Source organism: Vibrio sp. 10N.239.311.G01 (assembly GCF_041465805.1).
Taxonomy (GTDB): domain Bacteria; phylum Pseudomonadota; class Gammaproteobacteria; order Enterobacterales; family Vibrionaceae; genus Vibrio; species Vibrio crassostreae_C.
This window is the reverse complement of sequence record NZ_JBFSRM010000001.1, coordinates 187,451-212,563: the sequence shown is the minus strand read 5'-3', so window position 1 is coordinate 212,563 and position 25,113 is coordinate 187,451. Positions and strand designations below refer to the sequence as shown.

The 25,113-nt window shown below is 43.7% G+C and carries 17 protein-coding genes and 1 pseudogene; 12 read left to right on the top strand and 6 right to left on the bottom strand.

Going from position 1 to position 25,113, the window contains the following annotated elements:
- Positions 1–1,134, top strand: coding sequence for a cupin domain-containing protein (locus tag AB6D06_RS00910; protein ID WP_017066710.1), 1,134 nt, complete (start codon positions 1–3; stop codon positions 1,132–1,134).
- 112 nt (positions 1,135–1,246) lie between these two features.
- Here the strand turns inward: AB6D06_RS00910 and AB6D06_RS00905 are convergent, their stop codons facing one another.
- Positions 1,247–3,364, bottom strand: a complete 2,118-nt coding sequence (locus tag AB6D06_RS00905) for a methyl-accepting chemotaxis protein (protein ID WP_372109824.1) — start codon at positions 3,362–3,364, stop codon at positions 1,247–1,249.
- Positions 3,365–3,863: 499 nt separating this feature from the next.
- On the opposite strand from AB6D06_RS00905, the gene emrD reads away from it, so the two are divergent.
- The 3 genes from emrD (at position 3,864) to xthA (ending at position 8,484) form a co-directional block, all read left to right on the top strand.
- On the top strand, positions 3,864–5,069 hold the full coding sequence (gene emrD, locus AB6D06_RS00900) for a multidrug efflux MFS transporter EmrD (RefSeq protein ID WP_017065927.1): 1,206 nt from the start codon (positions 3,864–3,866) through the stop codon (positions 5,067–5,069).
- Between the two features lie 348 nt (positions 5,070–5,417).
- Positions 5,418–7,508 carry a S9 family peptidase gene (locus AB6D06_RS00895; RefSeq protein WP_372109840.1) on the top strand — a complete coding sequence of 697 codons (2,091 nt, stop codon included), beginning with the start codon at positions 5,418–5,420 and terminating at the stop codon, positions 7,506–7,508.
- A gap of 169 nt (positions 7,509–7,677) precedes the next feature.
- On the top strand, positions 7,678–8,484 hold the full coding sequence (gene xthA / locus AB6D06_RS00890; protein WP_010437369.1) for an exodeoxyribonuclease III: 807 nt from the start codon (positions 7,678–7,680) through the stop codon (positions 8,482–8,484).
- 71 nt (positions 8,485–8,555) lie between these two features.
- Here xthA and AB6D06_RS00885 read toward each other — a convergent pair whose 3' ends face one another.
- The 4 genes from AB6D06_RS00885 to AB6D06_RS00870 form a co-directional block, all read right to left on the bottom strand.
- Positions 8,556–9,233 carry an ABC transporter permease gene (locus AB6D06_RS00885; protein ID WP_102427862.1) on the bottom strand — a complete coding sequence of 226 codons (678 nt, stop codon included), beginning with the start codon at positions 9,231–9,233 and terminating at the stop codon, positions 8,556–8,558.
- 2 nt (positions 9,234–9,235) lie between these two features.
- Positions 9,236–9,976, bottom strand: coding sequence for an ABC transporter permease (locus tag AB6D06_RS00880; protein ID WP_017062124.1), 741 nt, complete (start codon positions 9,974–9,976; stop codon positions 9,236–9,238).
- Positions 9,977–10,054: 78 nt separating this feature from the next.
- Entirely contained in the window at positions 10,055–10,825 is a 771-nt protein-coding gene (locus AB6D06_RS00875; protein ID WP_010437364.1) for an ABC transporter substrate-binding protein, read from the bottom strand.
- Between the two features lie 130 nt (positions 10,826–10,955).
- Positions 10,956–11,726: an ABC transporter ATP-binding protein gene (locus AB6D06_RS00870; RefSeq protein ID WP_102427863.1), complete on the bottom strand. Its 771-nt coding sequence runs from the start codon at positions 11,724–11,726 to the stop codon at positions 10,956–10,958.
- A gap of 789 nt (positions 11,727–12,515) precedes the next feature.
- Between AB6D06_RS00870 and AB6D06_RS00865 the strand changes: the two genes are divergently transcribed.
- The 5 genes from AB6D06_RS00865 to AB6D06_RS00845 all read left to right on the top strand — a co-directional run bounded on the left by AB6D06_RS00865 (position 12,516) and on the right by AB6D06_RS00845 (position 19,473).
- Positions 12,516–14,057, top strand: coding sequence for a DUF3360 family protein (locus AB6D06_RS00865; RefSeq protein ID WP_372100532.1), 1,542 nt, complete (start codon positions 12,516–12,518; stop codon positions 14,055–14,057).
- 307 nt (positions 14,058–14,364) lie between these two features.
- Entirely contained in the window at positions 14,365–16,641 is a 2,277-nt protein-coding gene (pflB, locus tag AB6D06_RS00860; protein WP_017063492.1) for a formate C-acetyltransferase, read from the top strand.
- A gap of 200 nt (positions 16,642–16,841) precedes the next feature.
- Entirely contained in the window at positions 16,842–17,843 is a 1,002-nt protein-coding gene (locus AB6D06_RS00855) for a lipid A deacylase LpxR family protein (RefSeq protein WP_017063491.1), read from the top strand.
- A 164-nt stretch (positions 17,844–18,007) separates the two neighbouring features.
- On the top strand, positions 18,008–18,748 hold the full coding sequence (gene pflA / locus AB6D06_RS00850) for a pyruvate formate lyase 1-activating protein (protein ID WP_010437353.1): 741 nt from the start codon (positions 18,008–18,010) through the stop codon (positions 18,746–18,748).
- A gap of 224 nt (positions 18,749–18,972) precedes the next feature.
- Positions 18,973–19,473 carry a YfbU family protein gene (locus AB6D06_RS00845; RefSeq protein ID WP_017070032.1) on the top strand — a complete coding sequence of 167 codons (501 nt, stop codon included), beginning with the start codon at positions 18,973–18,975 and terminating at the stop codon, positions 19,471–19,473.
- Between the two features lie 108 nt (positions 19,474–19,581).
- Here the strand turns inward: AB6D06_RS00845 and AB6D06_RS00840 are convergent.
- Positions 19,582–19,722, bottom strand: a pseudogene (locus AB6D06_RS00840) (MipA/OmpV family protein); the annotation flags it as partial.
- Between the two features lie 379 nt (positions 19,723–20,101).
- Between AB6D06_RS00840 and AB6D06_RS00835 the strand changes: the two are divergent.
- The 3 genes from AB6D06_RS00835 to AB6D06_RS00825 all read left to right on the top strand — a co-directional run bounded on the left by AB6D06_RS00835 (position 20,102) and on the right by AB6D06_RS00825 (position 25,009).
- On the top strand, positions 20,102–22,036 hold the full coding sequence (locus AB6D06_RS00835; protein ID WP_017062132.1) for a PrkA family serine protein kinase: 1,935 nt from the start codon (positions 20,102–20,104) through the stop codon (positions 22,034–22,036).
- A gap of 127 nt (positions 22,037–22,163) precedes the next feature.
- Positions 22,164–23,435 (top strand): YeaH/YhbH family protein, encoded by a 1,272-nt coding sequence (locus AB6D06_RS00830; RefSeq protein ID WP_171732055.1) that lies wholly within the window; start codon positions 22,164–22,166, stop codon positions 23,433–23,435.
- An 11-nt stretch (positions 23,436–23,446) separates the two neighbouring features.
- Positions 23,447–25,009, top strand: coding sequence for a SpoVR family protein (locus tag AB6D06_RS00825; protein ID WP_017062134.1), 1,563 nt, complete (start codon positions 23,447–23,449; stop codon positions 25,007–25,009).
- Positions 25,010–25,113: the final 104 nt, after the last annotated feature.

Genomic DNA, 25,113 nt, shown 5'->3' with positions numbered 1-25,113 from the left:
ATGTACCAACTCAGCTTTTCTATGCCCGAGTTTCTTGAAAACTACTGGCATAAAAAACCAACCATCTTAAAGGGTGGCTTCCAAAACTTCGTCGACCCAATTTCGCCGGAAGAACTTGCTGGTTTATCGATGGAAGAAGAAGTGGATTCTCGCTTTGTCTCTAACCTCGACAATCAGTGGACTGCAGAACACGGCCCATTCTCTGAAGAAAAGTTTGGCGAATTAACCGAAACTCATTGGCAACTGATCGTTCAAGCAGCGAACCACTGGCACCAAGGCGCAAATCAGCTGACTGAGGCGTTCCAAGCGTTACCAAACTGGTTATTCGACGATCTCATGATCTGCTACTCAGCACCTGAAGGCGGCGTAGGCCCACATATTGATCAATACGATGTCTTCATCATTCAAGGTCAAGGCAAACGTCAATGGAAGGTTGGCGCTAAAGATGTTGGCCAATACAAAGAGACTGTTCAAGCGTCTGCACTTCGTCAAATTGAAGGTTTTGACCCAATCATTGATGAAACTTTAGAGCCGGGCGATATCCTTTATATCCCACCAGGTTTCCCACATGAAGGGAGCACGTTAGAGCCGTCAATGAGCTACTCTATTGGCTACCGCTCGCCTAAAGAACAAGAACTGATCAGCAACTTTGCCGATTTTGTGCTTGCTCATGATATGGGTGACGTACACCTGCACGATCCAGAATTCAAAATGCAAGAAGGCTACGGAAAAATTCGTTCATCGGATTTAAGTAATCTCACAGGCATGTTGAAATCTGCACTAGAGCAACCTGAAACCATCAGTGAATTCATGGGTTGTCTGCTAAGCCAATCACGCCACCAGCTTGATATCGTTGCTCCAGAGCCACTATGGACTCAAGAAGAGATCGCTCAACACATAGAGTCTGAAGGTGAAATTCACCGAGTATCAGGCTTAAAAGCGCTCTACCACGAAAATGAAAGCAACACGGCTTACATCAATGGCGAAGTGGTTAAGGTTGATGAAGCGGATTCTTCGTTACTCAACATACTTTGCGATGAGACCATGATTACCTCGGCTACTGCCCTATCTCCTTCGGGCGTAACTGTCGTGACTGAATTGGTCAACAAAGGCTACTGGTTTATCGAAGAGTAAGCAGCGTCAACCGCTGGTTATTGCCTAGCCTCTAAATAAACAATTAAAAAAGGGACAAATGAAATCTTCATTTGTCCCTTTTTCTATTCAAGAACTGGTTAAGGCTTAATGCTTATACCTTGAACTGATTGACCAACTTCTGTTGTTGTTGAGACAGTTGGTCAATTTCATTGCCGACTTGCTCAGAAGCCGCGGCTTGCTCCAAGATCTTCGCACTCAAATCGCGAATATTAACCACGCTTTGATTTACTTCACCGGAAACCGATTGTTGCTCTTCGGCTGCTCGAACGATCTGACTGTTCATATCACTGATCGCCTCAATAGAAGTAAAGATCGACCCCAGATCTTCAACTGCTTTCTGAACGTGTAGTGCTGTATCGTTAGCTAGGATATTGCCTTCTTGTATTGCTTCAACGACATCTTGAGTTCCAGCATGAACCTTGTCGATCACCGCTCTGATCTCACCAACCGATGACTGGGTGCGACTTGCGAGGTTTCTTACCTCATCCGCAACAACAGCAAAACCTCGACCTTGTTCGCCAGCACGAGCCGCTTCAATCGCCGCGTTCAATGCCAGTAAGTTAGTTTGCTCAGAGATCCCTTCAATCACACTTAAGATCTCGGTGATGTTTCCGTTATTTTTTGCCAATTCTTCAACAATAGGAACAGCACTCGACATACGCTCAACCAGCTTTCTCATTTCACCGGCTGAAAGTTCGATGACTTGTTGCCCTTGTTGAGCAGAACGATTCGCTTCACAAGCAGCATCAACGGCCACTTCTGCGTTTTGTACCACTAAGCCCGCAGTTTGAGTCATCTCTTCTGCCGCTGTCGCCACAAGATCCACTTCTTTAAATTGAGATTCACTGCTTTCTCGAGTGCTTGATGCCGATGCTTTAGCCTGGCTTGTCGTGCTCGCCACTTGCTCAGTGGTGTGAATCACTTCTTTGATCGTGTGTTGTAGCTTATCTAAGAATAAGTTGAACCCTTTGGATAGCTGACCAATTTCGTCTTGAGATTTCACTTCCAAACGTTGGGTCAAATCACCTTCACCTGAAGCGATGTCATTCAACCTTTCCACAACCTGACGAATCGGCTTCACAATAGACAACGAGGCAAACGCGATAATGGCTAAGCCAAAGATAATAAACACTGTACCGGCGATCACTTCTGTTTTGATGCCTTCACTTAGCTTAGTGCTAATGGTGGAATCCAATTTATTTGCGTCAGCGACGACACTGTCTCTTGGGATCTCAAACAACACCCCCCAAGTTTGGTTAGCTGCAACAACAGGTGCAAAGGCAAGTAACCACTCACCGTTCTCGCTCCATTGCGTTGTCACTTCACCACCAAAGATAAAGTCGGTCATTAAATCACTGTTTGTATTGCCACTTTGGAAAGTTGAACCGACTGCAATGCTTGAATCATCAGAAGCGATGACCGAACCATCTAGACTAACCACGTAAGCTTTACCCGCACCGTTAAACAAGCTCTGGTCAGATTGAGTAATCACACTGGTTAAACCATCAAGTCTTAGATCAATACCAAGAAAACCAATAGCAACGTCGTCAACCAAAATAGGGACTGAAATAGAGGACGTAAGTAGTGCTAAACCACCGCTGTTCACGACTCTCGGCGTACTAATACACGTTTGCCCTGAAGACAAAGGACAGTAAAAACGTTCGCTATTGCTGTCATCATTCAAGATAGATTCTGAAAGAACGTTCGCTAGAACATTTTCACCGTTATCTGCCACCTTCCAGTAAGGAGCAAAACGACCTTTTTCGTTAGAACCAACATAATCAGCATCGACATAATTCGCATCTTCACTATCGAGCAAGTCAGGCTTGAAAACTAGATACGCTCCTTGAATAGAGTCGAAGTTTAAAACCGAGCGACGAACCATTTCATCCAAGGCGGTACGAAGCTCTTCACTTGGTGTAAAGTTTTCGTCTGCATTGTTTTTTAGAAACTGAGCACTGGCCGCAAGCATCTCTGCGCGGTAAATAGCTTCGTCTACATAACGTTGAGTTTCTTGAGCGTTTAGCTGAGAAACAGACGCCAGCAACTGCTGAGTTTTATTGATAACTGATTCTGAACTTTGAGATTTGATGACTTGTTGATTGCTCGTCGCGTTGTAGATCGAGAAACCAATAAGAGACAGTGACGTAATGATTAAACAACAACCTGCTAAGAGGGTTATTTTCCACTGTACCGATAGAGAGCGCATTTAATATCCTTATTTAAGCCAAAAGACTTCCATAACCATAACTATCACATCGACAACGAATTGCTGTACACAATGTAAATGAGTTAGACGAATAGCTTAGCGGATAATTACAGCACAAATTGCTTACATATAAAACGAAAGTTTATACAAATGTTAATAGAGCGTGTTTTCTTCCTTTTTTCTGTGATTTCAAATGATGTACTCATATAATCATTAGCTGTGTTGCTTAGGTTTTAGCGCTTTGGACATAGCCAGAACATCGATATTTAAAGGAAGCCCACTCCACCCTCTCCCTCTTTAAAATGCAGTAACTTCGGATTAGTTTTTATAATCCAAGTTATAGATTTTTATCTTGCTCAACTTCACACTTTTTGATTGCTAAGCCCGCAATCAAGATCTAATATCTCGCGCCTAGATTCCCTGAACACTTTATTCATTTGGCTCTCCTTTAATGGAGCGCTAAGGCTTTTTACGTCTTAATTTTTGGAGAGATACGCAAATGTCCGCCTCGTTTCCATTAGCGAAACTTACCTTTTTAATCGCTATTCTGACTGCCGTAGGTCAAATGACTCAAACGATGTACGTGCCTTCTATCGGTCATATGGCAGGTGAGTTCTTAGTTTCGGCATCTTCACTGCAGGCAGTGATGGCGTGTTACTTGATCCCTTATGGTCTGTCGCAATTTGTTTACGGCCCACTTTCAGATCGCCTAGGTCGTAAACCGATCATCGTGATTGGTTTGATCATCTACATCATCGGTACTTTGGTAGCATTGTTCGCTCACGAATATGAATGGTTCTTAGCGGGCAGCTTTATCCAAGGTTTGGGCATCGGTTGTGGTGGTGCGATGTCTCGTACATTGACTCGCGACTGTTTTGAAGGCGCAGAGCTGCACCGTGCAAACAGCTTGATTAGCATGTGTGTGATTTTCTCACCATTGATGGCTCCTGTACTGGGTGGTTACCTAACAGAAGTTTTCGGCTGGCGTTCTAGCTACTTATTCCTTGCGCTGTTTGGTATTGCTGTTGTGATCACTATGATGACGAGCATGATGGAAACACTGCCGAAAGAACGACGCAAGCATGAATCGGTTGCCAACAGCTACAAGTTCGTTCTGTCTGATAAACGTTTCCAAGGTTTCTTATTGGTATTAGTCGCAACCTTTGCTGGTGTAGCCGTATTTGAAGCAGCGGCAGGTGTGTTGCTTGGTGGCGTACTTGGCTTACCGGCAACCACAGTAAGCTTGCTGTTTGTCTTGCCTATTCCAGGTTACTTAGTCGGTGCAGGCTTATCTAGTTACATCGCACAACGTCGCTCTGAGCGCCGTGCATTGAATGTTGGTCTGGTTGCGATATTGGTAGGCTCAACAGTGGTATTGATACCGGGTCTGTTTGGTCAAACAACAGCATTAACTTTGATTGGCGGTGCCACAATTTACTTCTTGGGCGCTGGCATATTATTCCCAGCAGCAACAACAGGGGCACTTTCGCCATTCCCGTACCACGCTGGTACTGGAGGTGCGATTTTAGGTGGTATGCAAAACCTAGGTGCTGGCATCGCAACACTATTGGCATCGTTCTTCCCAGCTCAAGACCAACTGCCACTCGGTTGCCTGATGATTGCTATGTCATTCATCGCTATGCTTGGTTTACGTTGGGTTAATCGTAAACCTGACCACTCAAACGAAATGCCATTGGCTATTTAACGTAAAACTCGAATCTTGCTAAACAAAGGAAAGGGACATACTGAAAAGTGTGTCCCTTTTTGTTGCACATTTATTCCTTCCACTCTCACGTATCAGTAATTTCATTTAACATTACTTTGATTTTTTGAAAACAATAACAGACACTTACGATGAAGGTGCATATCCAGAATCCAATTATAAATAATATCACTGGAAGAACACCAACGTACCTGAACTCTCACAACAAAGGATGCTGGCATTAAAACGAGTAAGGTACACACTAAGGATATACAGATGCGTATCGCTTTAACCACATTAGCCGTATCAATAGCGCTTGTCGCCGGATGCAGCAATCAAGGAATCTCAACCATGAACCACTACTCTCAATCACAGCTCGTCGCTCAGCAAACCCAAGCACCCGTTGCTAAGAAAGTCCCTCACGCAATGACGATTCATGGTGAAACCCGAATCGATGATTACTATTGGATGCGCGATGATGCACGCCAAGATCCAGAGATATTGCAACAACTTGAGCAAGAGAATCAGTACGCAGATACGGTGTTGAAACATACAGAAGCAGCACAAAAACAATTATTTGAAGAGATTAAAGGCCGAATCGCGAAAGACGACAATTCGGTACCGGTTCGCAAAGGCAGTTACTACTACTCGAATAAGGTGACAGGCGACAACGAATACCCAGTTCACCTGCGTGAAAAAAACTTTTTAGGCACAGACAAGCAAGTCATCTTAGATGTAAACGAGCTAGCAAAAGAGCATGAATTCTTCAGTATTGGTGGCTTAACGATCAGCCCAGACGAAAACTTGTTGGCCTATGGCGAAGATACGCTAAGCCGCCGCATTTACACCATCAAGATCAAAGACCTCACAACAGGTGAATACCTAAAAGATGAAATTGAAGGCGCTTCAAGTGCTATCGCGTGGCAAAACGACAACCAAGCCTTCTACTACATCAAAAAAAATCCACAAACATTGCTGGGTTATCAAGTTTACCGCCACGTGTTAGGCACAGCTCAGGCAAGCGATCAGTTAATCTACGAAGAAGCCGATAGCGCTTACTACACCTCTTTGAGTAAAAGCAAAGATGGAGAACAGGTCTACATTTGGCATTCGAGCACAGAAACCAGCGGTGTCTCAGTCATCGATGCCAACAACCCAAAGGCTACAGTTGAGGCTTTCTACCCAAAAGAGAGCGGCATAGAGTACAGCATCGCTAAGCTAGGTGATTTGTATTACATCTACACCAACTACCAAGCGGTCAACTTCCGTTTAATGAAAGTCACAACCGAAGAGATGCATGATCGCTCAAAATGGGTCGATGTCATCCCAGCGGACGATAATACTCAGCTTGTAGATTTCGAGTTGTTTGATGACCATCTTGTCTACGAGCAACGCGCGGATGGCTTGTCTACAGTGAAAGTTCGCCAACTCTCAACAGGCCACGAGTTTCCACTTGAATTTAACGACACCGCATTTGCCGCTTACCTAACGAGTAACTATGAATTAGATAACGCAAAAGTTCGTATCTATTACAGCAGCTTAACCACGCCAGGTACTTACTATGATTTCGACCTAAGTACAGGTGAATCCGAACTCATGAAGCAAACACCCGTATTAGGTGATTTCGAAGCGGATAACTACCAATCAGAGCGAATCATGATTACGGCTCGCGATGGTAAGCAAGTTCCTGTCTCTTTGGTTTATCGTAAAGACTTATTTAAGAAAGACGGCACTAACCCAATCTACCAATACGGCTATGGGTCTTACGGCTCTACGATTGAACCTACCTTCAGCTCAACTCGCCTAAGCCTACTGGATAGAGGTTTTGTTTATGCCATCGCACATGTCCGCGGTTCAGAAATGCTTGGTCGCCCTTGGTATGAAGATGGCAAAAAACTGACCAAACAAAACACGTTCAACGACTTTATTGATGTAACCAAAGAGCTTGTTGAAGAAGGCTACGGCGCGAAAGATAAAGTGTTCGCCGTTGGGGGGTCTGCTGGCGGTCTATTGATGGGAGCAATCATCAACCAAGCACCAGAACTGTACCGTGGTATTGGTGCACATGTTCCGTTTGTAGACATTGTGACAACCATGCTCGATGAATCGATCCCTCTAACCACCAATGAGTATGACGAATGGGGTAACCCGAACGATAAAGCCTACTACGATTACATGCTGGGGTACTCACCGTACGACAACATTAAGGTACAAAACTACCCGAACATGTTGGTAACGACAGGCCTGCATGACTCACAGGTGCAGTACTTTGAGCCAATGAAATGGGTTGCGAAGCTGCGTGAAATGAAAACAGACAACAACGTAATGCTGTTCAAAACCGATATGGAAGCCGGTCACGGTGGCGCTTCTGGCCGATTTAAACGATTAAAAGAAGACGCACTTGAATACGCGTTCTTTTTGGATTTACTTAAGACTCAATAGATTCTACGTAACTGTAAGTATTCACATCATTTAATGTCGCCATTTTGTCTCTACAAAGTGGCGACAGAAATTATTAAGCATGGTTAAATACGATGAACCATGAAATCCACCAAATCAAAAACCTTTAAAAACAAGCAGTGACAAAGGTTTACGAGAGGTATAAAAACAAATGAAAGTAATTAGCTTCAACATCAACGGTCTTAGAGCCCGCCTTCACCAACTGCAAGCTATTATCGACAAACACCAACCCGACGTGATTGGTCTGCAAGAGATAAAAGTGCACGATGAAGCCTTCCCAATTGCTGATGTTGAAGCAATGGGCTATAAGGTTTACTTCCACGGTCAAAAAGCCCACTACGGTGTGGCAATGTTGTGTAAGCAAGAGCCTATTTCTGTGCAGAAGGGTTTCCCAACAGATAATGAAGACCATCAAAAACGCATGATCATGGCGACGTTTGAAGATGAAAATGGTGAAAAGGTTACCGTGCTAAATGGCTACTTCCCTCAAGGGGATAACATCAAGCATGAAACAAAATACCCGTACAAACGCCAGTTCTATAAAGACTTAATGACTTACTTAAACGATTATCACAACAAAGATGAGCAAGTGATTGTGATGGGCGACATTAATATCAGCCCTATCGACGCAGACATCGGCATTGGTGAACCTAATGCGAAACGTTGGTTAAAAACTGGTAAATGTTCTTTCCAACCAGAAGAGCGCGAATGGTTGAAAACATTGATGGATTGGGGCTTTGTAGACAGCTTCCGCTTGCTGCACCCTGAAGTGAATGATCAATACTCGTGGTTTGATTACCGCTCAAAAGGCTTCGTAGACAACCGCGGCCTGCGTATTGATGTAGTCCTAGCGACTCAAAAGCTTGCTGATAAGTGTACTGAAGCTGGCATCGATTACGAGCTACGTGGTATCGAAAAACCGTCTGATCACGCGCCAATTTGGTCGACGTTCAAGTAACGAGTTAAACAGACACTTTCAATAAAAACGGCGCTCAATGAGCGCCGTTTTGTTAACTATGTAAAATGCAATTAGCTAAGTGGTCTTAGGTAAGCAAGGAAACGTTTCTCTGCGAATTTGAAAATCGCGATGATGATGAACGTTAACGCCATGTAGAACAGACCTGCCGTTAGGAAAGACTCGAATGGAGCGTAGTAACGTGAGTTAACCAAACGTGCTGCACCGGTTAAGTCCATAATGGTTACGATACCCGCTACCGCAGAGCCGTGAAGCATGAAGATGACTTCGTTACTGTAAGCCGGCAATGCGCGACGCAGAGCACTTGGTAAAATGATACGACGGTAAGTCTTCGGTGTACTCATGCCGTAAGCTTTTGCTGCTTCGACTTCACCTTTAGGTAAGCCGTTAATCGCACCACGAATGATCTCTGCGGTATAAGCTGACGTGTTAAGAATGAATGCCACCAAAGCACAGAACCATGCGTTTTCCCATAATGTGTCTTTCACTGGGAAGAATTGGTCCATACCGTAGTAAATCAGGTACAGCTGAACCAGTAATGGCGTACCACGGAAGAAATAGATGAATGACCAAGCAGGAGCGTTAATCAGCATATTTGGGCTGTTACGAGCGATAGCTAATGGTATGGCTACACATAAGCCAATGATCAAAGCTACGCAAACCATCCAAGCCGTTGTCCATAAACCACCAAGGTAAATCGGCAGGCTTTCAATTATCAATGAAAAGTCCATAACTACCTCGCGTGGATACTGAATTTACGTTCAACCAGCTTAAGTAAGCCCGTTGAAACACTGGTGAAGAATAAGAAGATAATCGCCACAGTCATGTAGAAAGTGAATGGCATTTTGGTTGAACCCGCCGCCAGTGCACTAACACGTACCATGTCTTCTAGGCCAATAATCGAAACCAGCGCAGTGGTTTTAAGTAATACCAGCCAGTTATTCCCAAAACCCGGTAATGCGTGACGAATCATCTGCGGTAGCAGTATGCGGTGAAACGCCTTTACAGGGCTCATACCATAAGCTTTTGCCGCTTCCATTTCACCGCTGTCGACAGCCATGATGGCACCACGGAACGTTTCTGCCATATAGGCACCGAAAATAAAGCCTATGGTTAAGACACCAGCAACAAATGGGCTGACATCAATATAATCAGGTAAGTAAGCGGTCCATTCGTGGTTAGGATCACTGGATGCAAACCACTCGTTGAGCCACTCGTTGATGGAATACAAACTGTTGTTTAGAAGGATTTGTCCACCAAAGAAAATCAGCATCATCAAGACTAGATCGGGAATGCCTCGAATGACGGTTGTATAGAGGGTTGCGATAGCGCGAGCCCAACGATAAGGCGCGAGTTTTGCTAAGGCACCTAGCATACCAAGAACCATAGCTAAAATTAGCGACAGCAAGGCAACTTCGATTGTAAGCACCGCCCCTTTCAGGATCGAAGCTTCATATCCTTGTAAATCAAACATAATGAATTCCAACAGAACTGCGAAAAGTTGGTAAGACAGGGAGAGGAGAGCCTCTCCCTTAAGAATTGGCGCTAGAGATTACTGACCGTATACGTCGTAGTTGAAGTATTTAGCAGCGATATCTTGGTAGATGCCTTTTTCACGAAGTGAAAGGATTGCCGCATCTAATTGCTTAGTCAGATCTTTGTCTTGCTTACGTAGAGCAATACCAAAACCTTCACCGAACCACTTAGGATCCGTTAGTGATGGGCCTACAAACTCGTAGTCTTCACCACCAGCTTTGTTTAGGACACCTTCTTCTAGAGCAGATGCATCACCTAGTACAGCAGCAACACGGCCGTTTGCTAGATCAAGGTAAGCTTCATCGAATGAACCGTAACGAACGATTTCTACTGTGTCACCGTAGTTATCTGTCAGGTATTTATCGTGGGTTGTTGCACGTTGAACCGCAATTTTTTGACCACTTAGATCGTCAAAGTTAAGGCCTGCGCCTTTCTTAGCGATGAACTTATTTGGGATAAGTGCGTATTTACCAGTGAAATCGATTTTTTTCTTACGCTCTTCCGTGATAGACATTGCCGCGATGATCGCATCATATTTACGAGCAAGTAGAGAAGGAATAATACCATCCCAATCTTGTGCAACGATCTTACACTGCACCTGCATTTCAGTACAAAGCGCGTTAGCCATATCAACATCGAAGCCTTTCAGTGAACCATCAGCTTCTGTCCAGCTAAATGGAGGATAAGCACCTTCAATACCGAAGCGTACTGTTTTCCATTCTTTTGCTTGAGCTACGCCCGTTGCAGCAGTTGCAGCAAGTGCCGCGACTAATAACCACTTTTTCATATCCCTACTCCTGTGATTTAGGTTTTTATGTTTTGCTAGTTTTTAATATTGTGTTTGTTATTACTGTACTTGTTGTGTTTCATTGTTCACACCGCCGCTGTTTACCTTGGCGACGGCATTTCAATTCTGATTAGTAAATCGAAGAGATAAATTTTTGTAATCGTTCAGATTCAGGTTCCGTAAACAGTTTAGCTGGATCGCCTTGTTCCTCCACTAAACCTTGATGGAGAAACATCACATGGTTTGATACATCACGAGCAAAAGCCATTTCATGTGTTACCACAAGCATGGTTCTTCCTTCTTCTGCTAAGTCACGCATTACGCCAAGAACTTCACCTACTAACTCTGGGTCAAGCGCCGATGTTGGCTCATCGAATAACATCACTTCAGGATCAACGGCTAACGCTCTTGCAATCGCAGCACGTTGTTGTTGCCCGCCAGACAAATGGCCTGGGTAGTAATCTTTGCGCTCATACAAACCTACTTTTTTAAGCAGTAGCTCTGCATTTTCAATCGCTTGAGCTTTAGGTACACCTAAGACATGAACAGGTGCTTCAATAACATTTTCGAGGACAGTCAGGTGAGACCATAGGTTAAAACCCTGAAAAACCATGGCTAGGCGAGAACGGATTCGCTGTACTTGTTTTTCGTTAGCAGGCACAGAAACACCTTGGCGGTTGTTTTTCATCTGAATTAATTCGCCGTTAACCCAAATCTCGCCAGCAGTAGGTGTCTCTAAAAGATTGATACATCTAAGGAAAGTACTTTTACCCGACCCTGAAGATCCGATAATCGATACTACATCGCCTTTATGCGCAGAAAGTGAAATTCCCTTTAAAACTTCATTTTGACCAAACGTCTTGTGTAAATCCTTTATGTCCAGCGCTGGTACATCTTTCATGCGCTTTCTCTCCCAAGTTTGTGAAAATGCAAGGTACTCCGACCTTTTCATGCGATACAAACTAGCACCACACGGATTAACATGCAACAAATTATTAACCTAAGAATTTGGAATAAATAGCGATTCACTCTGACTTATTATGCAAAAGGTAGCGTTTTCCCCTCAATTTAATGAATGAGTTCTATCAATAAGTCGTAATTACCACTCTTACATTGTTTACATAAAGTTAATCAAAATGAGATTTACGTAGCTCGATGTCTTACTAGCAAAACAAATTTTGTGTGCTAGAAAATGTCGCTGACAAAAAATATAACGCTCATAGAGCCATACACAACACACTATAAGGCACAGTAATTTTAAGGTTATTACATTGTAAGCATTTCACTCGGAACAGTTGGGAAGCAAGTAATAGTGAAATAACTCAGTAAGAATTGAGTATTGAACTCGAGCCATGACGACAAAGGCTCGAAGAAGATAGGTAAACGTCAATTTGTGAAAACTAATTACACGATTCATCAATGGGAAGTTAATGAATCGCTGCGTTTTGTAGCTTTCTTTCACATATACTCATAAAGTGATCAAGATCAATCACCCTAAAGGGTAAGCTTGTTAGACTCCTCAGCAAAGAATAAGGCATTAAAAATGCCAAACATTTCTTTTAACTTAGCTGCATAAAGCACAGCAAAAACGTGCAACATAATGTTAATGAGTTATAACTAAGAAATAACGCAATTACGCGAACTTATAGAATTCAATTTTAGAATTACTAACAAAAAATATGAGGAATCTATGTCAGACGTTGTCAATAATGCGAACTCTGAAGTAGAAGAGAAAAGCTATAAAGAGCTACACCGTCCTGCTTCTGAATTTGAGAGCCGCTCAGATTATCTAGATCACGAACTTCAAATCATGAAGCCTCGCCGCTTCGGTTTAAACCTTCCAGGTCGTGACTTCCGCTTTGAACTTGAAGATCTTGTTCCTGCACTTGCTGGTACTATTGGTATCATTGCGATGTACTCTGCAGTAATGATGTCGTGGGCTGATGGCCTAACTCAAGCTTGGGATCACGTAAACCTAGGTAAAGACTTCGCAATTGAAGTCGCTCGTGTAGAAATGCTTATTCCTGCACTACTGTTTTGTATCCTTGCTTCTGGTTTCTTTAACCCTAAAGCAAACCTTGCCGGCAACCACGGCCCAATGATCCCTCTTATCGGTACCATCGCTCTCGCTGGTGCTCACCCTCTTGCATTGGCCATCCTGATCGGTGTGTTCGGTCTCATCCTAAGTTTCCTAAAAGGCGGATCTAAACTTGTTAACCTAACTTCTGAAGGTACAGCAGGTGGCTTGCTCATATTCTTAGGCTTAACCGGTACCATGAGCCAAATCAACTCAATTCAAGCATGGGCGGTTGGTCTTCAATCTTCTACTGTTGAAGCGGGTAGCATGGGTTACGTGGGTCTTATCGTTCTTGCTATTACTATTGCTATCTACGCTTTCTTAGCAAAAGTGAACAAGCGTTGGTTAGCTATTCCAGTTTGTGCGTTTACAGGCCTTGCTATTGCATTAGCATTAGGCGCTGGTTTCGATATCAAATTCGTAACTGAAACAGGCATTCCAAACCTAAACCCAGTTTACTGGTGGGGTTCGACTTCTGAAGGTTGGATGCTTGGCTTGCCAAATGTTGAGCACTTCATCGCTTCGCTACCGTTCGCTATTCTTGCAGTAGCAATGTGGTCACCAGACTTCCTAGGTCACCGTATCTTCCAAGAGCTGAACTACCCTAAACGTTCTGAAAAAGTTCTGATGGACGTAGATGACACAATGACGATGTGTTCTGTTCGTCAAATGGTCGGTACTGCAGTAGGTGGTGGTAACATCACATCTTCTTGGGGTACTTACATGATCCCAGCAGCAATCGCGAAACGTCCAATTCCTGGCGGCGCAATCTTGCTTGGCTCTCTATGTATTATTGTTGCGATTCTTGGCTTCCCAATGGACGTAGCAGTATGGCCACCAGTGATGCGTGTTGCGCTACTTGTAGGTGTATCTCTACCTCTACTTGAAGCGGGTATGCAGATGGTTAAAGATTCAAAAGACTCTCAAGCAGCTGGTATCTGTATCTTCGGTTCAGCGGTTGTTAACCCAGTATTAGCATGGGCACTGACTATGCTTCTAGATAATAACGGTCTAATTGGTGATAAAGAGCGTGCGAAGCGTCTATCATTTGTAGATAAGATTGTTATCCCAGTTGGCGTTTTAGTTATCTGTCTGGTAGCAATGCTTGCAGTTGGTATGCTAGAAAGTCAATATGGCCTAAAAGCTTGGCTATAATGGTCCTTACTACACAAAAGTAGTATTAGGATTAAAAAAAAGTTTGGGTGGCAACCCCTGCCACTCAAATTTTTTCAACTTTTTTTGGCATTTATTGATTTAGTTTAAGGTTTACAGAAATTTTTTAGCGTAGTCTTGAATTCATAGAGTAAAGACAACATATAAAAGGTAGTGACAATATATATAACCATATGACGCTTATATGCTCATATATATTGTTATTAATAAGAGTGTACTACCCTTACGAGGGGCGCTGGCTCAACAGTGTTAATGTACGTATTTTTTCTACTAAAAAGGTAGGTATGTCATGGCAGAGCAATTTGCTAAAGCTTGGGAAGATTTTGCTGCAGGTGAGTGGCAAAGCGAAGTAAACGTTCGTGATTTCATTCAAAAGAACTACACGCCGTATGAAGGCGACGAGTCTTTCCTAGTTTCTGAGGGTACTGAAGCAACTAACAAGCTTTGGTCTTCGGTAATGGAAGGTATCAAACAGGAAAACGCAACTAAAGCACCTGTAGATTTCGATACTTCTGTTATCTCTACCATTACTGCTCACGATGCAGGTTACATTGAGAAAGATCTTGAGACTATCGTTGGTCTACAAACTGAGAAGCCACTAAAACGTGCAATCATCCCTAACGGTGGTGTGCGTATGGTTGAAGGTTCTTGTAAAGCATACGGTGAAACTCTTGACCCAATGGTTTCAAAAATCTACTCAGAATACCGCAAAACACACAATGCTGGCGTTTTCGATATCTACACTCCTGATATCCTAAAATGTCGTAAGTCTGGTGTTCTGACTGGTCTTCCTGATGCTTACGGCCGTGGTCGTATCATTGGTGACTACCGTCGTGTTGCACTTTACGGTATTGATTTCCTAATGAAAGACAAGCAAGCTCAATTTGCTTCTCTTCAAGAGCAATTCGAAAACGGTGAAAACCTAGCAGAAACAATGCAACTGCGTGAAGAGATCTCTGAGCAACATCGTGCTCTAGGTCAAATCAAGCAAATGGCTGAAAAATACGGTTTCGATATCTCTGAGCCAGCTCAAACAGCTCAAGAAGCTATCCAGTGGACTTACTTCGGCTACCTAGCTGCTGTTAAATCTCAAAACGGTGCTGCAATGTCTCTAGGTCGTACTTCGACTTTCCTAGACATCTACATCGAGCGTGATATCGCTGCTGGCAAGATCACTGAAGAACAAGCACAAGAAATGATCGACCACTTCGTAATGAAACTGCGTATGGTTCGTTTCCTACGTACTCCTGAGTACGATGAGCTGTTCTCTGGCGACCCAATCTGGGCAACAGAGTCTATGGGTGGTATGGGTATCGACGGTCGTACGCTAGTAACGCGTTCGAACTTCCGTTTCCTAAACTCTCTATACACTATGGGTCCTTCTCCAGAGCCAAACATCACTGTTCTTTGGTCTGAGCAACTACCTGACGGCTTCAAGCGTTTCTGTGCGAAGGTATCTATCGATACTTCTTCTATCCAGTACGAAAATGATGACCTAATGCGTCCTGACCTAGAGTCTGATGATTACGCTATCGCTTGTTGTGTATCTCCAATGATCGTTGGTAAGCAAATGCAGTTCTTCGGTGCTCGTGCTAACCTTGCGAAAACAATGCTTTACGCAATCAACGGCGGTGTGGACGAGAAACTTAAGATGCAAGTTGGTCCTGTTTCAGACAAGATCACTGACGAAGTTCTTAACTACGATGACGTAATGGGTCGCCTAGACACATTCATGGACTGGTTAGCTAAGCAATACGTGACTGCACTAAACAGCATTCACTACATGCACGACAAGTATAGCTACGAAGCGTCTCTAATGGCTCTTCATGACCGTGACGTTCGTCGTACTATGGCTTGTGGTATCGCTGGTCTTTCTGTTGCTGCTGACTCACTGTCTGCAATTAAGTTTGCTAAAGTGAAGCCAATCCGTGACGAAGACGGTATCGCAACTGACTTCGAAATCGAAGGCGATTACCCTAAATACGGTAACAACGACTCTCGTGTAGATGATATTGCTTGTGAACTAGTTTCTACGTTCATGAACAAGATCCGTAAGCTTAAGACTTACCGTAACTCTATCCCTACACAGTCAGTTCTTACTATCACGTCTAACGTTGTATACGGTAAGAAAACTGGTAACACTCCAGACGGTCGTCGTGCTGGCGCTCCTTTCGCTCCTGGTGCAAACCCAATGCACGGTCGTGATGAGAAAGGTGCTGTAGCATCACTAACGTCTGTAGGTAAACTACCATTTGCTGACGCACAAGATGGTATCTCTTACACGTTCTCTATCGTGCCAAACGCACTAGGTAAAGAACAAGACAGCCAACGTGCTAACCTTGCAGGCCTAATGGATGGTTACTTCCACCACGAAGCTGGCATTGAAGGTGGTCAACACCTTAACGTTAACGTTCTTAACCGCGAAACTCTTGAAGACGCAGTTAAGCACCCTGAGAAATACCCTCAGCTAACAATCCGTGTATCTGGTTACGCTGTTCGCTTTAACTCTCTAACTGCAGAGCAACAAGCTGACGTAATCGCACGTACATTTACTGAGTCTCTATAAGCTCACGCTCAATAGACAGTAAATAATATTAGCCTCGCCAATATGCGGGGCTTTTTTATATCTGAAATAAATCGCACTACACTCACCTATCCCGCGAAATGTTAGGTTGAGCAAAAAAGCACCCTGCCATACACTTTTTTTCCACAAATTCTGTCAAATTACGGTAATATCGCGGTTCATAATTTAAGAGTAACTGCTCCATGAAATACCTGCGTTGTTTACCCCTGATTCTTCTCTCTTTCTCATCTTTAGCCTCTGAGCGTTCTACGTTAACTTTTGCTTTAGATAATGATGGTATTTTTGGTGTCGACCAAGACTATACCAACGGCTTATTTCTGGGTTACACATCATCAAGTATTACGCCATATAACTGGGTAAAACCATTGAGTCTTTCCTACTGGGGCGCAAGCTCTCTAGACAAGTGGGAAATCACCATTGGCCACAAGATGTATACGCCTTCTGACATTGAGTTAGAAACGCCATCGCCTAATGATCGCCCATACGCAGGTTACCTTCACACTGAATTCAATTACATCAGCTTAAACCCACAGCAAGCCCAGCGGTTTAATATCACGTTTGGTACTACGGGCGAACGTGCACTGTCTGAAGATGCTCAAAAGCTGGTTCACTCGATCACAAAATCAGATGAGCCGATGGGTTGGGAATACCAAGTTGATGATGAGTGGGCGGGAAGCGTTGGTTACCTAAGCCATTTCAACCTAATGCGTAATCAAGCTCTTGCGAATACTGACTACGAAATCTCTAACGTTTCTGAAATCAACGTCGGTAACTTTAGAAGTGATATCTCGACTGGTTTTATGTTCCGTTGGGGTACGGACTTAGGCGGTAACTTTGGTGCTGCTAACATCACCACAGAAAACCCATTCAAACCTGGCATGATCGGCGCATCAAACGCTGGTTGGTTTACCTATGCAGGCCTCGAAGGTCGCTACCGATTCAACGACCTGACTATCGAAGGCGATCGCTCAGGTGTTGATGAGTACGCTAATAAAAACAACGAAGATCCAGCGATCTACGATGTGACTTTAGAGAACATTCAAGCAACTGCTGTATTGGGTGTCGCTTGGTATAACCGATACGTTGGTGCCTCTTTAGCGCTAACCGCAAAAACACCGGATTACGAAGAAGCGAAAGAGTCAGTGTACACCACTGGCGGTATCACAATGTTTGCTTTCTTCTAGCCACCAGTAAGGGCTTTCGTCCTTTACTTTTCAAGTTTAATAAAGGCAATCATCTTCACAGGTGGTTGCCTTTATTTTTAAAGGTCTCGTTACCATTTGACCCTATTTTATGTACCGATTTTGTAATAAAATAAACGGTATAAATTCCTCTACGAGAATAGCTCATGTCTACAACTGGTCGCATTCACTCATTCGAATCTTGTGGTACTGTCGATGGTCCTGGTATCCGCTTTATTGTGTTTCTTCAAGGCTGCTTAATGCGTTGTATGTACTGTCATAACCGTGATACATGGGATCTTCATGACGGAAAGGAAGTAACGGTCGAAGAGATCATCAACGAAGCAAAATCATACCGTCATTTCATGAAAGCTTCGGGCGGTGGTATCACCTGTTCTGGTGGTGAAGCGATGCTACAACCTGAGTTTGTTCGTGATTTTTTCCGCGCAGCTCAAGCTGAAGGCATCCACACTTGTCTTGATACTAATGGCTACATTCGTAAGCACACTGAAGTGGTTGACGAAGTACTAGAAGCCTCTGATCTAGTGATGCTCGATCTTAAGCACATGCGAGATGAGATTCACCACGATTTCATTGGTGTATCAAACAGACGTACTCTGGATTTTGCGCGCTACCTACACAAAATCGGTAAGAAGACGTGGATTCGTTATGTGATTGTCCCTGGCTACACGGACACGCCTGAAGATGCTCATCTGTTAGGTGAATTCATCAAAGACATGGATAACATCGAGAAAGTAGAGCTGCTTCCATACCATAAGCTGGGTGCACATAAGTGGGAAGCACTTGGTTTTGACTACCCTCTTGAAGGTACAAATCCGCCAAGCAAAGAGAAAATGGATGAGATTGTTGCTGTTCTTAGCCAGTATCATTCAAACGTAAAATACTAATACTGCAGACGATGCTCAACCTCTATTTTAAACGCCTCAATTTCGATTGGGGCGTTTTCTTTTCTAGCGCTAACTATCCTTTCACTTTTCTTTACAACTTTTGTTTATCAATTAAAAAAATCATATTAAATCCGTGTTGAGATCATGTTTCCACGCGTAGGAATGCTGTTACTCTTACTGCAACAAAAGAATATAACATTTAGTTTTTTAGTGAGGCTCATCCCATGGAAATGACCAATGCTCAGCGTCTAATTCTATCAAATCAATACTACCTAATGTCTCAAATGAACCCTGAGAACTCGGCGAAATACCAGCGTCTACAAACGATTGTAGAACGTGGTTACGAACTCCAAATGCGTGAACTTAACAAAGAGTTTGGTTGTTTGACTGAAGCAGAATGTCGCGAAATTATCGACATCATGGAGATGTACCATGCAATGCAAGAGTCGAACAAAATGCTTGCAGAACAAGAGCGTGCTGAAGTAGACCAACGTCGCCTGCAGTTCTTAGGTTTTGATATCGCTTCTGAAGCGCAGATCGTACACTACGTGCGTTTCCTTGTTGATTCTGAAGGTCTTTACCCTCAATTCGACAAAGCCGATCACCACTTCAATAGCCAGATGCCAATGCTAGAGAAGTACCGTCGCATGCTAACAACATGGCGCAACTGCCCTCGTCAGTACCACCTATGTGCGACAGAGCTATCTCAAATCTTTAGCGCTTAATTCGTTAATAGATCAGCGATAACTTTTAAAAAGTTTCAAGAAAAAGGGTTACTCATCATGAGTAACCCTTTTTTTAATCTTCGCACACAAAGAGAAAAACCAAAGCAACTAGAAAACGTAAGCAACACCAACGTTCGCGGCCATATTGATACCACTTTCAAGTATTGGGCTATTCTCTATATCACCTTCAAGGTTGGTATAACGAACGCCACCAGTTACTCGAACATTTGGCGTAACATGCAGATAGCCACTATTTTGAACCCATTATTCTTCACTACATCTACCTATTTATTGAGCAATTTTTGATAACTTCGCGCATTATATGGTACTCCATTCCAAAAATCAATAGAGCCCAGTTATACATTTAATGCACATAAATCCATTGTGAGTATTGTTAAGCGACCTAAAATCTCAAAACAAACGGCCAGATCCCCTCGAATGTAAAATAATTTGATTCTACGCGCCTCAAGTTGCCTATTGCGCTCGCCACGTTTTTCACACGCAAAATTGTAAATAAATACATAATTGTTAAGCAAAATTGTGGAAGCGGGTCTAACCTTAAAATGTAGGGAGAGCCTATTTTTCAATCGCTCGTCAGTTTTGACTGGTTAACAAGGGGAATGTGACTATGAGTATCTTTGACCACTATCAATCACGTTATGAAGCAGCCAAGGAAGAAGAGCTGACATTGCAGGAGTTCTTAGGGCTGTGTAAAGACGATAAAAGTGCTTACGCTAATGCTGCCGAGCGCTTATTACTAGCCATTGGCGAACCAGAGGTTATTGACACTGCTCAAGACCCTCAACTGAGTCGTATTTTCTCGAACCGTGTCATCTCACGCTACAGCGAATTTAAAGATTTCTACGGTATGGAAGATGCGATTGAACAGATTGTTTCTTACTTAAAACATGCTGCGCAAGGTTTAGAAGAACGTAAACAAATCCTTTACCTACTTGGCCCTGTGGGCGGTGGTAAATCTTCTCTCGCTGAAAAACTCAAAGCCCTGATGCAGAAACTACCAATCTATGTATTGTCTGCTGACGGTGAACGAAGCCCAGTAAACGATCACCCATTCTGTCTATTCGACGTTAACGAAGACGGCGACTTATTGAAGAATGAATATGGCATTGAGAAACGCTATCTTCGCTCAATTATGTCTCCGTGGGCAGCGAAACGTCTGCACGATTTTGGCGGTGATATTTCCAAATTCAAAGTCATCAAACTGCGCCCTTCTATTCTCGATCAAGTTGCGATCGCGAAAACGGAGCCAGGTGATGAAAACAACCAAGATATCTCGTCTCTGGTTGGTAAAGTTGATATTCGTAAACTTGAACACTTCTCTCAAGATGATCCTGATGCCTACAGCTACTCTGGTGCGCTTTGTAAAGCCAACCAAGGTGTGATGGAATTCGTGGAGATGTTCAAAGCGCCAATCAAAGTATTACACCCTCTACTTACGGCAACACAAGAAGGTAACTTCAACGGTACCGAAGGGCTTTCTGCACTGCCATTTGACGGTATGATTCTCGCTCACTCGAACGAATCTGAGTGGCAGACCTTCCGTAACAACAAAAACAACGAAGCATTCCTCGACCGTGTGTACATTGTAAAAGTCCCTTACTGTCTGCGTGTGTCTGAAGAAGTTAAGATCTACAAGAAACTGCTTGAGCACAGTGAGCTATCCCAAGCGCCTTGCTCACCAAGCACACTCGATCTGCTATCGCAATTCAGCATTCTTTCGAGACTAAAAGAGCCTGAAAACTCATCTCTATTCTCTAAGATGCGTGTTTACGATGGTGAGACTCTAAAAGACACCGATCCAAAAGCGAAGAGCTACCAAGAGTACCGAGATTATGCTGGCGTTGACGAAGGCATGTCTGGGCTATCAACGCGTTTCGCCTTTAAGATCCTGTCTCGTGTGTTTAACTTCGACCAAGCCGAAGTGGCCGCGAACCCAGTGCACCTGTTCTACGTTATTGAGCAGCAAATCGAACGGGAGCAGTTCCCTCAAGAGACCGCCGAGAAGTACCTAGAGTTCTTGAAAGGATACCTAGTGCCACGCTACGTAGAGTTCATCGGTAAAGAAATTCAAACCGCTTATCTAGAGTCTTACTCTGAGTACGGTCAGAATATCTTCGACCGCTATGTCACCTACGCAGATTTCTGGATTCAAGACCAAGAGTACCGCGACCCAGAAACAGGCCAACTATTTGACCGTGCTTCTCTGAATGGTGAACTAGAGAAAATCGAGAAGACAGCCGGTATCAGTAACCCTAAAGACTTCCGAAATGAGATTGTGAACTTTGTGCTTCGTGCCAAAGCCAACAATAACGGTCAAAACCCAGTGTGGACGAGCTACGAGAAACTGCGCACTGTGATTGAGAAGAAAATGTTCTCTAACACAGAAGAGCTACTTCCTGTTATTTCGTTCAATGCTAAGACCTCAACGGATGATCAGAAAAAACATGACGACTTCGTTGCTCGTATGATGGAAAAAGGCTACACCGAGAAGCAAGTGAGACTGCTATCTGAGTGGTACCTAAGAGTTCGTAAATCCTCATAACTAAACGGTATTGAGCTGCTCAACTGAGCAGCTCGTATAAACCAATAACTTTTATACCTTAGTAAATCAATAACTCTTATACCCGAATAAAAAGTAGGATCGCGACATCAGCTGAGAGGGAGTTCTTATGGCACAATTTATCGATCGGAGGCTCAATGGCAAAAATAAGAGTGCTGTGAATAGACAGCGTTTCTTACGACGCCATAAAGAGCAAATCAAAGAATCTGTGGCCGATGCAGTTAACCGACGCTCAATCACCAATACAGAAACAGGTGAAGACGTCACTATTCCCCATAAAGACATCAAAGAGCCGAACTTTCACCAAGGTCAAGGCGGCGTAAGAGAGCGCGTTCACCCAGGTAATGATCAGTTCATCACTGGCGATAAAATCGAACGCCCTAAAGGTGGTGGTCAAGGTGGTGGCTCAGGCCAAGGCGACGCAAGCCCTGATGGCGAAGGCCAAGATGAATTTACCTTCCAAATTTCAAAAGATGAGTATCTTGATATTCTCTTTGAAGATTTAGCTCTACCTAATCTAGAGAAAAATCAGGTCAACAAAATCACCGAATGGAAAACTCACCGCTCTGGTTACCAAAGCGCGGGGATTCCATCCAACATCGCTATCGTTCGTTCACTACAGCAATCTCTGGCTCGTAGAACCGCGATGACAGCAGGTAAAAAGCGCGAGCTTAACCTACTGATGGAACAGCTTGACCAAGTTAAAATGACGGAGCCGGCACAACCTTTTGAGGAAGGTCGCCTCAAAGAAGAGATTGCCGAGTTACGTAAAAAGATTGAAAGCGTGCCGTTCATTGACACCTTCGACTTACGTTTTAAAAACTATGAGAAGCGCCCTATTCCATCTAGCCAAGCGGTCATGTTCTGCTTGATGGATGTGTCCGGCTCAATGGACCAAGCGACTAAAGACATCGCAAAACGTTTCTACGTACTGCTTTATTTGTTCCTCAATCGTACCTACGAAAACGTCGATGTGGTGTTTATTCGTCACCATACTCAAGCGAAAGAAGTCGACGAACATGAGTTCTTCTACTCACAAGAGACGGGCGGCACCATCGTTTCTAGCGCACTGAAATTAATGAAAGAAATTGTCGCAGACCGTTACCCAGCTAATGAGTGGAATATCTATGCGGCACAAGCATCTGATGGTGATAACTGGGCTGACGACTCGCCTCGTTGTAAAGAGCTGTTGGTCAACACGCTTCTGCCAACTTGTCAGTATTACTCTTATATCGAAATTACACGCCGCTCTCACCAAACGCTTTGGCACGAGTATGAGAAGTTAGAAGCAAGCTTTGACAACTTCGCCATGAAAAACATTAAAACGGTGGATGATATTTTTCCTGTGTTTAGAGAACTGTTCCAGAAAGAGACAGCGTAAGGGAGTTTGCCATGACAGCGAAATCAAACGTTGCAGAGAAAAACAAAGCTGCAAAAAAGAAAAACGACAAGATGCTGCCTGATGGTCCAGATTGGACGTTCAACCTCTTGGAGAAATACCACGTAGAAATCAAACGTGTTGCGCAGCATTACCGTTTAGATACTTACCCAAACCAGATTGAAGTGATTACTTCAGAACAGATGATGGATGCCTACTCGAGCATTGGTATGCCTATCAATTACAACCACTGGTCTTTTGGTAAGAAATTCATTCAAACCGAGCAAAACTACAAGCATGGCCAAATGGGCTTGGCATACGAAATCGTAATCAACTCCGATCCTTGTATCGCTTACCTGATGGAAGAGAACACGGTCACAATGCAGGCGCTGGTAATGGCTCACGCTTGTTATGGCCACAACTCTTTCTTTAAAGGCAACTACCTGTTCCAAACATGGACCGATGCCAGTTCCATCATCGATTACTTGTTGTTTGCTAAGAAGTACATCAGTGGTTGTGAAGAGAAATATGGTGTTGCTGAAGTCGAGCAGCTCCTTGATTCTTGTCACGCACTGATGAATTACGGCGTAGACCGATACAAACGCCCTGAGAAGATTTCCATTGCAGAAGAGACAGCAAGACAAGAAGAACGCGAAGCTTATCTGCAATCTCAAGTGAATGAGCTATGGCGAACCGTTCCTCAAAATAAAAGTAAGGAAGAAGAGACCAAGATCCGCTTTCCTAGCGAGCCTCAAGAAAACATTCTCTACTTTATCGAGAAGAACGCACCACTGCTTGAACCTTGGCAACGAGAGTGTGTTCGCATCGTTCGCAAAGTGAGCCAATACTTCTACCCTCAAAAACAAACTCAAGTGATGAACGAAGGCTGGGCAACCTTCTGGCATTACACCATTCTTAACCACCTTTACGACGAAGGCTTGGTGAGTGATAAGTTCATCTTAGAATTCCTACACAGCCATACCAGTGTCGTCGCACAACCTGCCTACAACAGTCCTTATTTCAGCGGGATAAACCCTTATGCGCTTGGCTTTGCGATGTTTAGAGACATCCGACGCATCTGTGAAGAGCCAACCGATGAAGATAGAGAGTGGTTCCCTGAGTTAGCCGGAAGTGATTGGTTAGAAGCGGTGCACTTTGCGATGCACAACTTCAAAGATGAAAGTTTCATCAGCCAATACCTTTCTCCAAAAATCATTCGAGACTTTAAGCTGTTCTCTGTACTCGACGACGACCGTAAAAATACCATTGAGGTGAGTGCTATTCATGATGATCCGGGCTATCGCCTGATTCGTGAGAAGCTTGCGGCGCAATACAACCTAAGTAACCTTGAACCAAACATTCAGGTGTTTAATGTCGATGTTCGTGGTGACCGCTCAATGACACTGCAATATGTGCCTCACGACCGCATCCCGCTTGATAAAGGCTACGACGAAGTGATGAAGCATCTCTATCGCTTGTGGGGCTTTGATGTGATTTTGGAAGAGCTCAAAGACACGGGTCATCGAGAAATCCTGACGACTTGTCCGAAACGCAATGACTATGGAGCCAAGATTTAATACCCATTATAGTAAGTAGATTATGGGTATAAAACTCCGCTCCCCCTACAACATAGTGGTCACCCGCTCGGAAGTGGAGCAATAAAAAAGCGCATAAGTCTGAT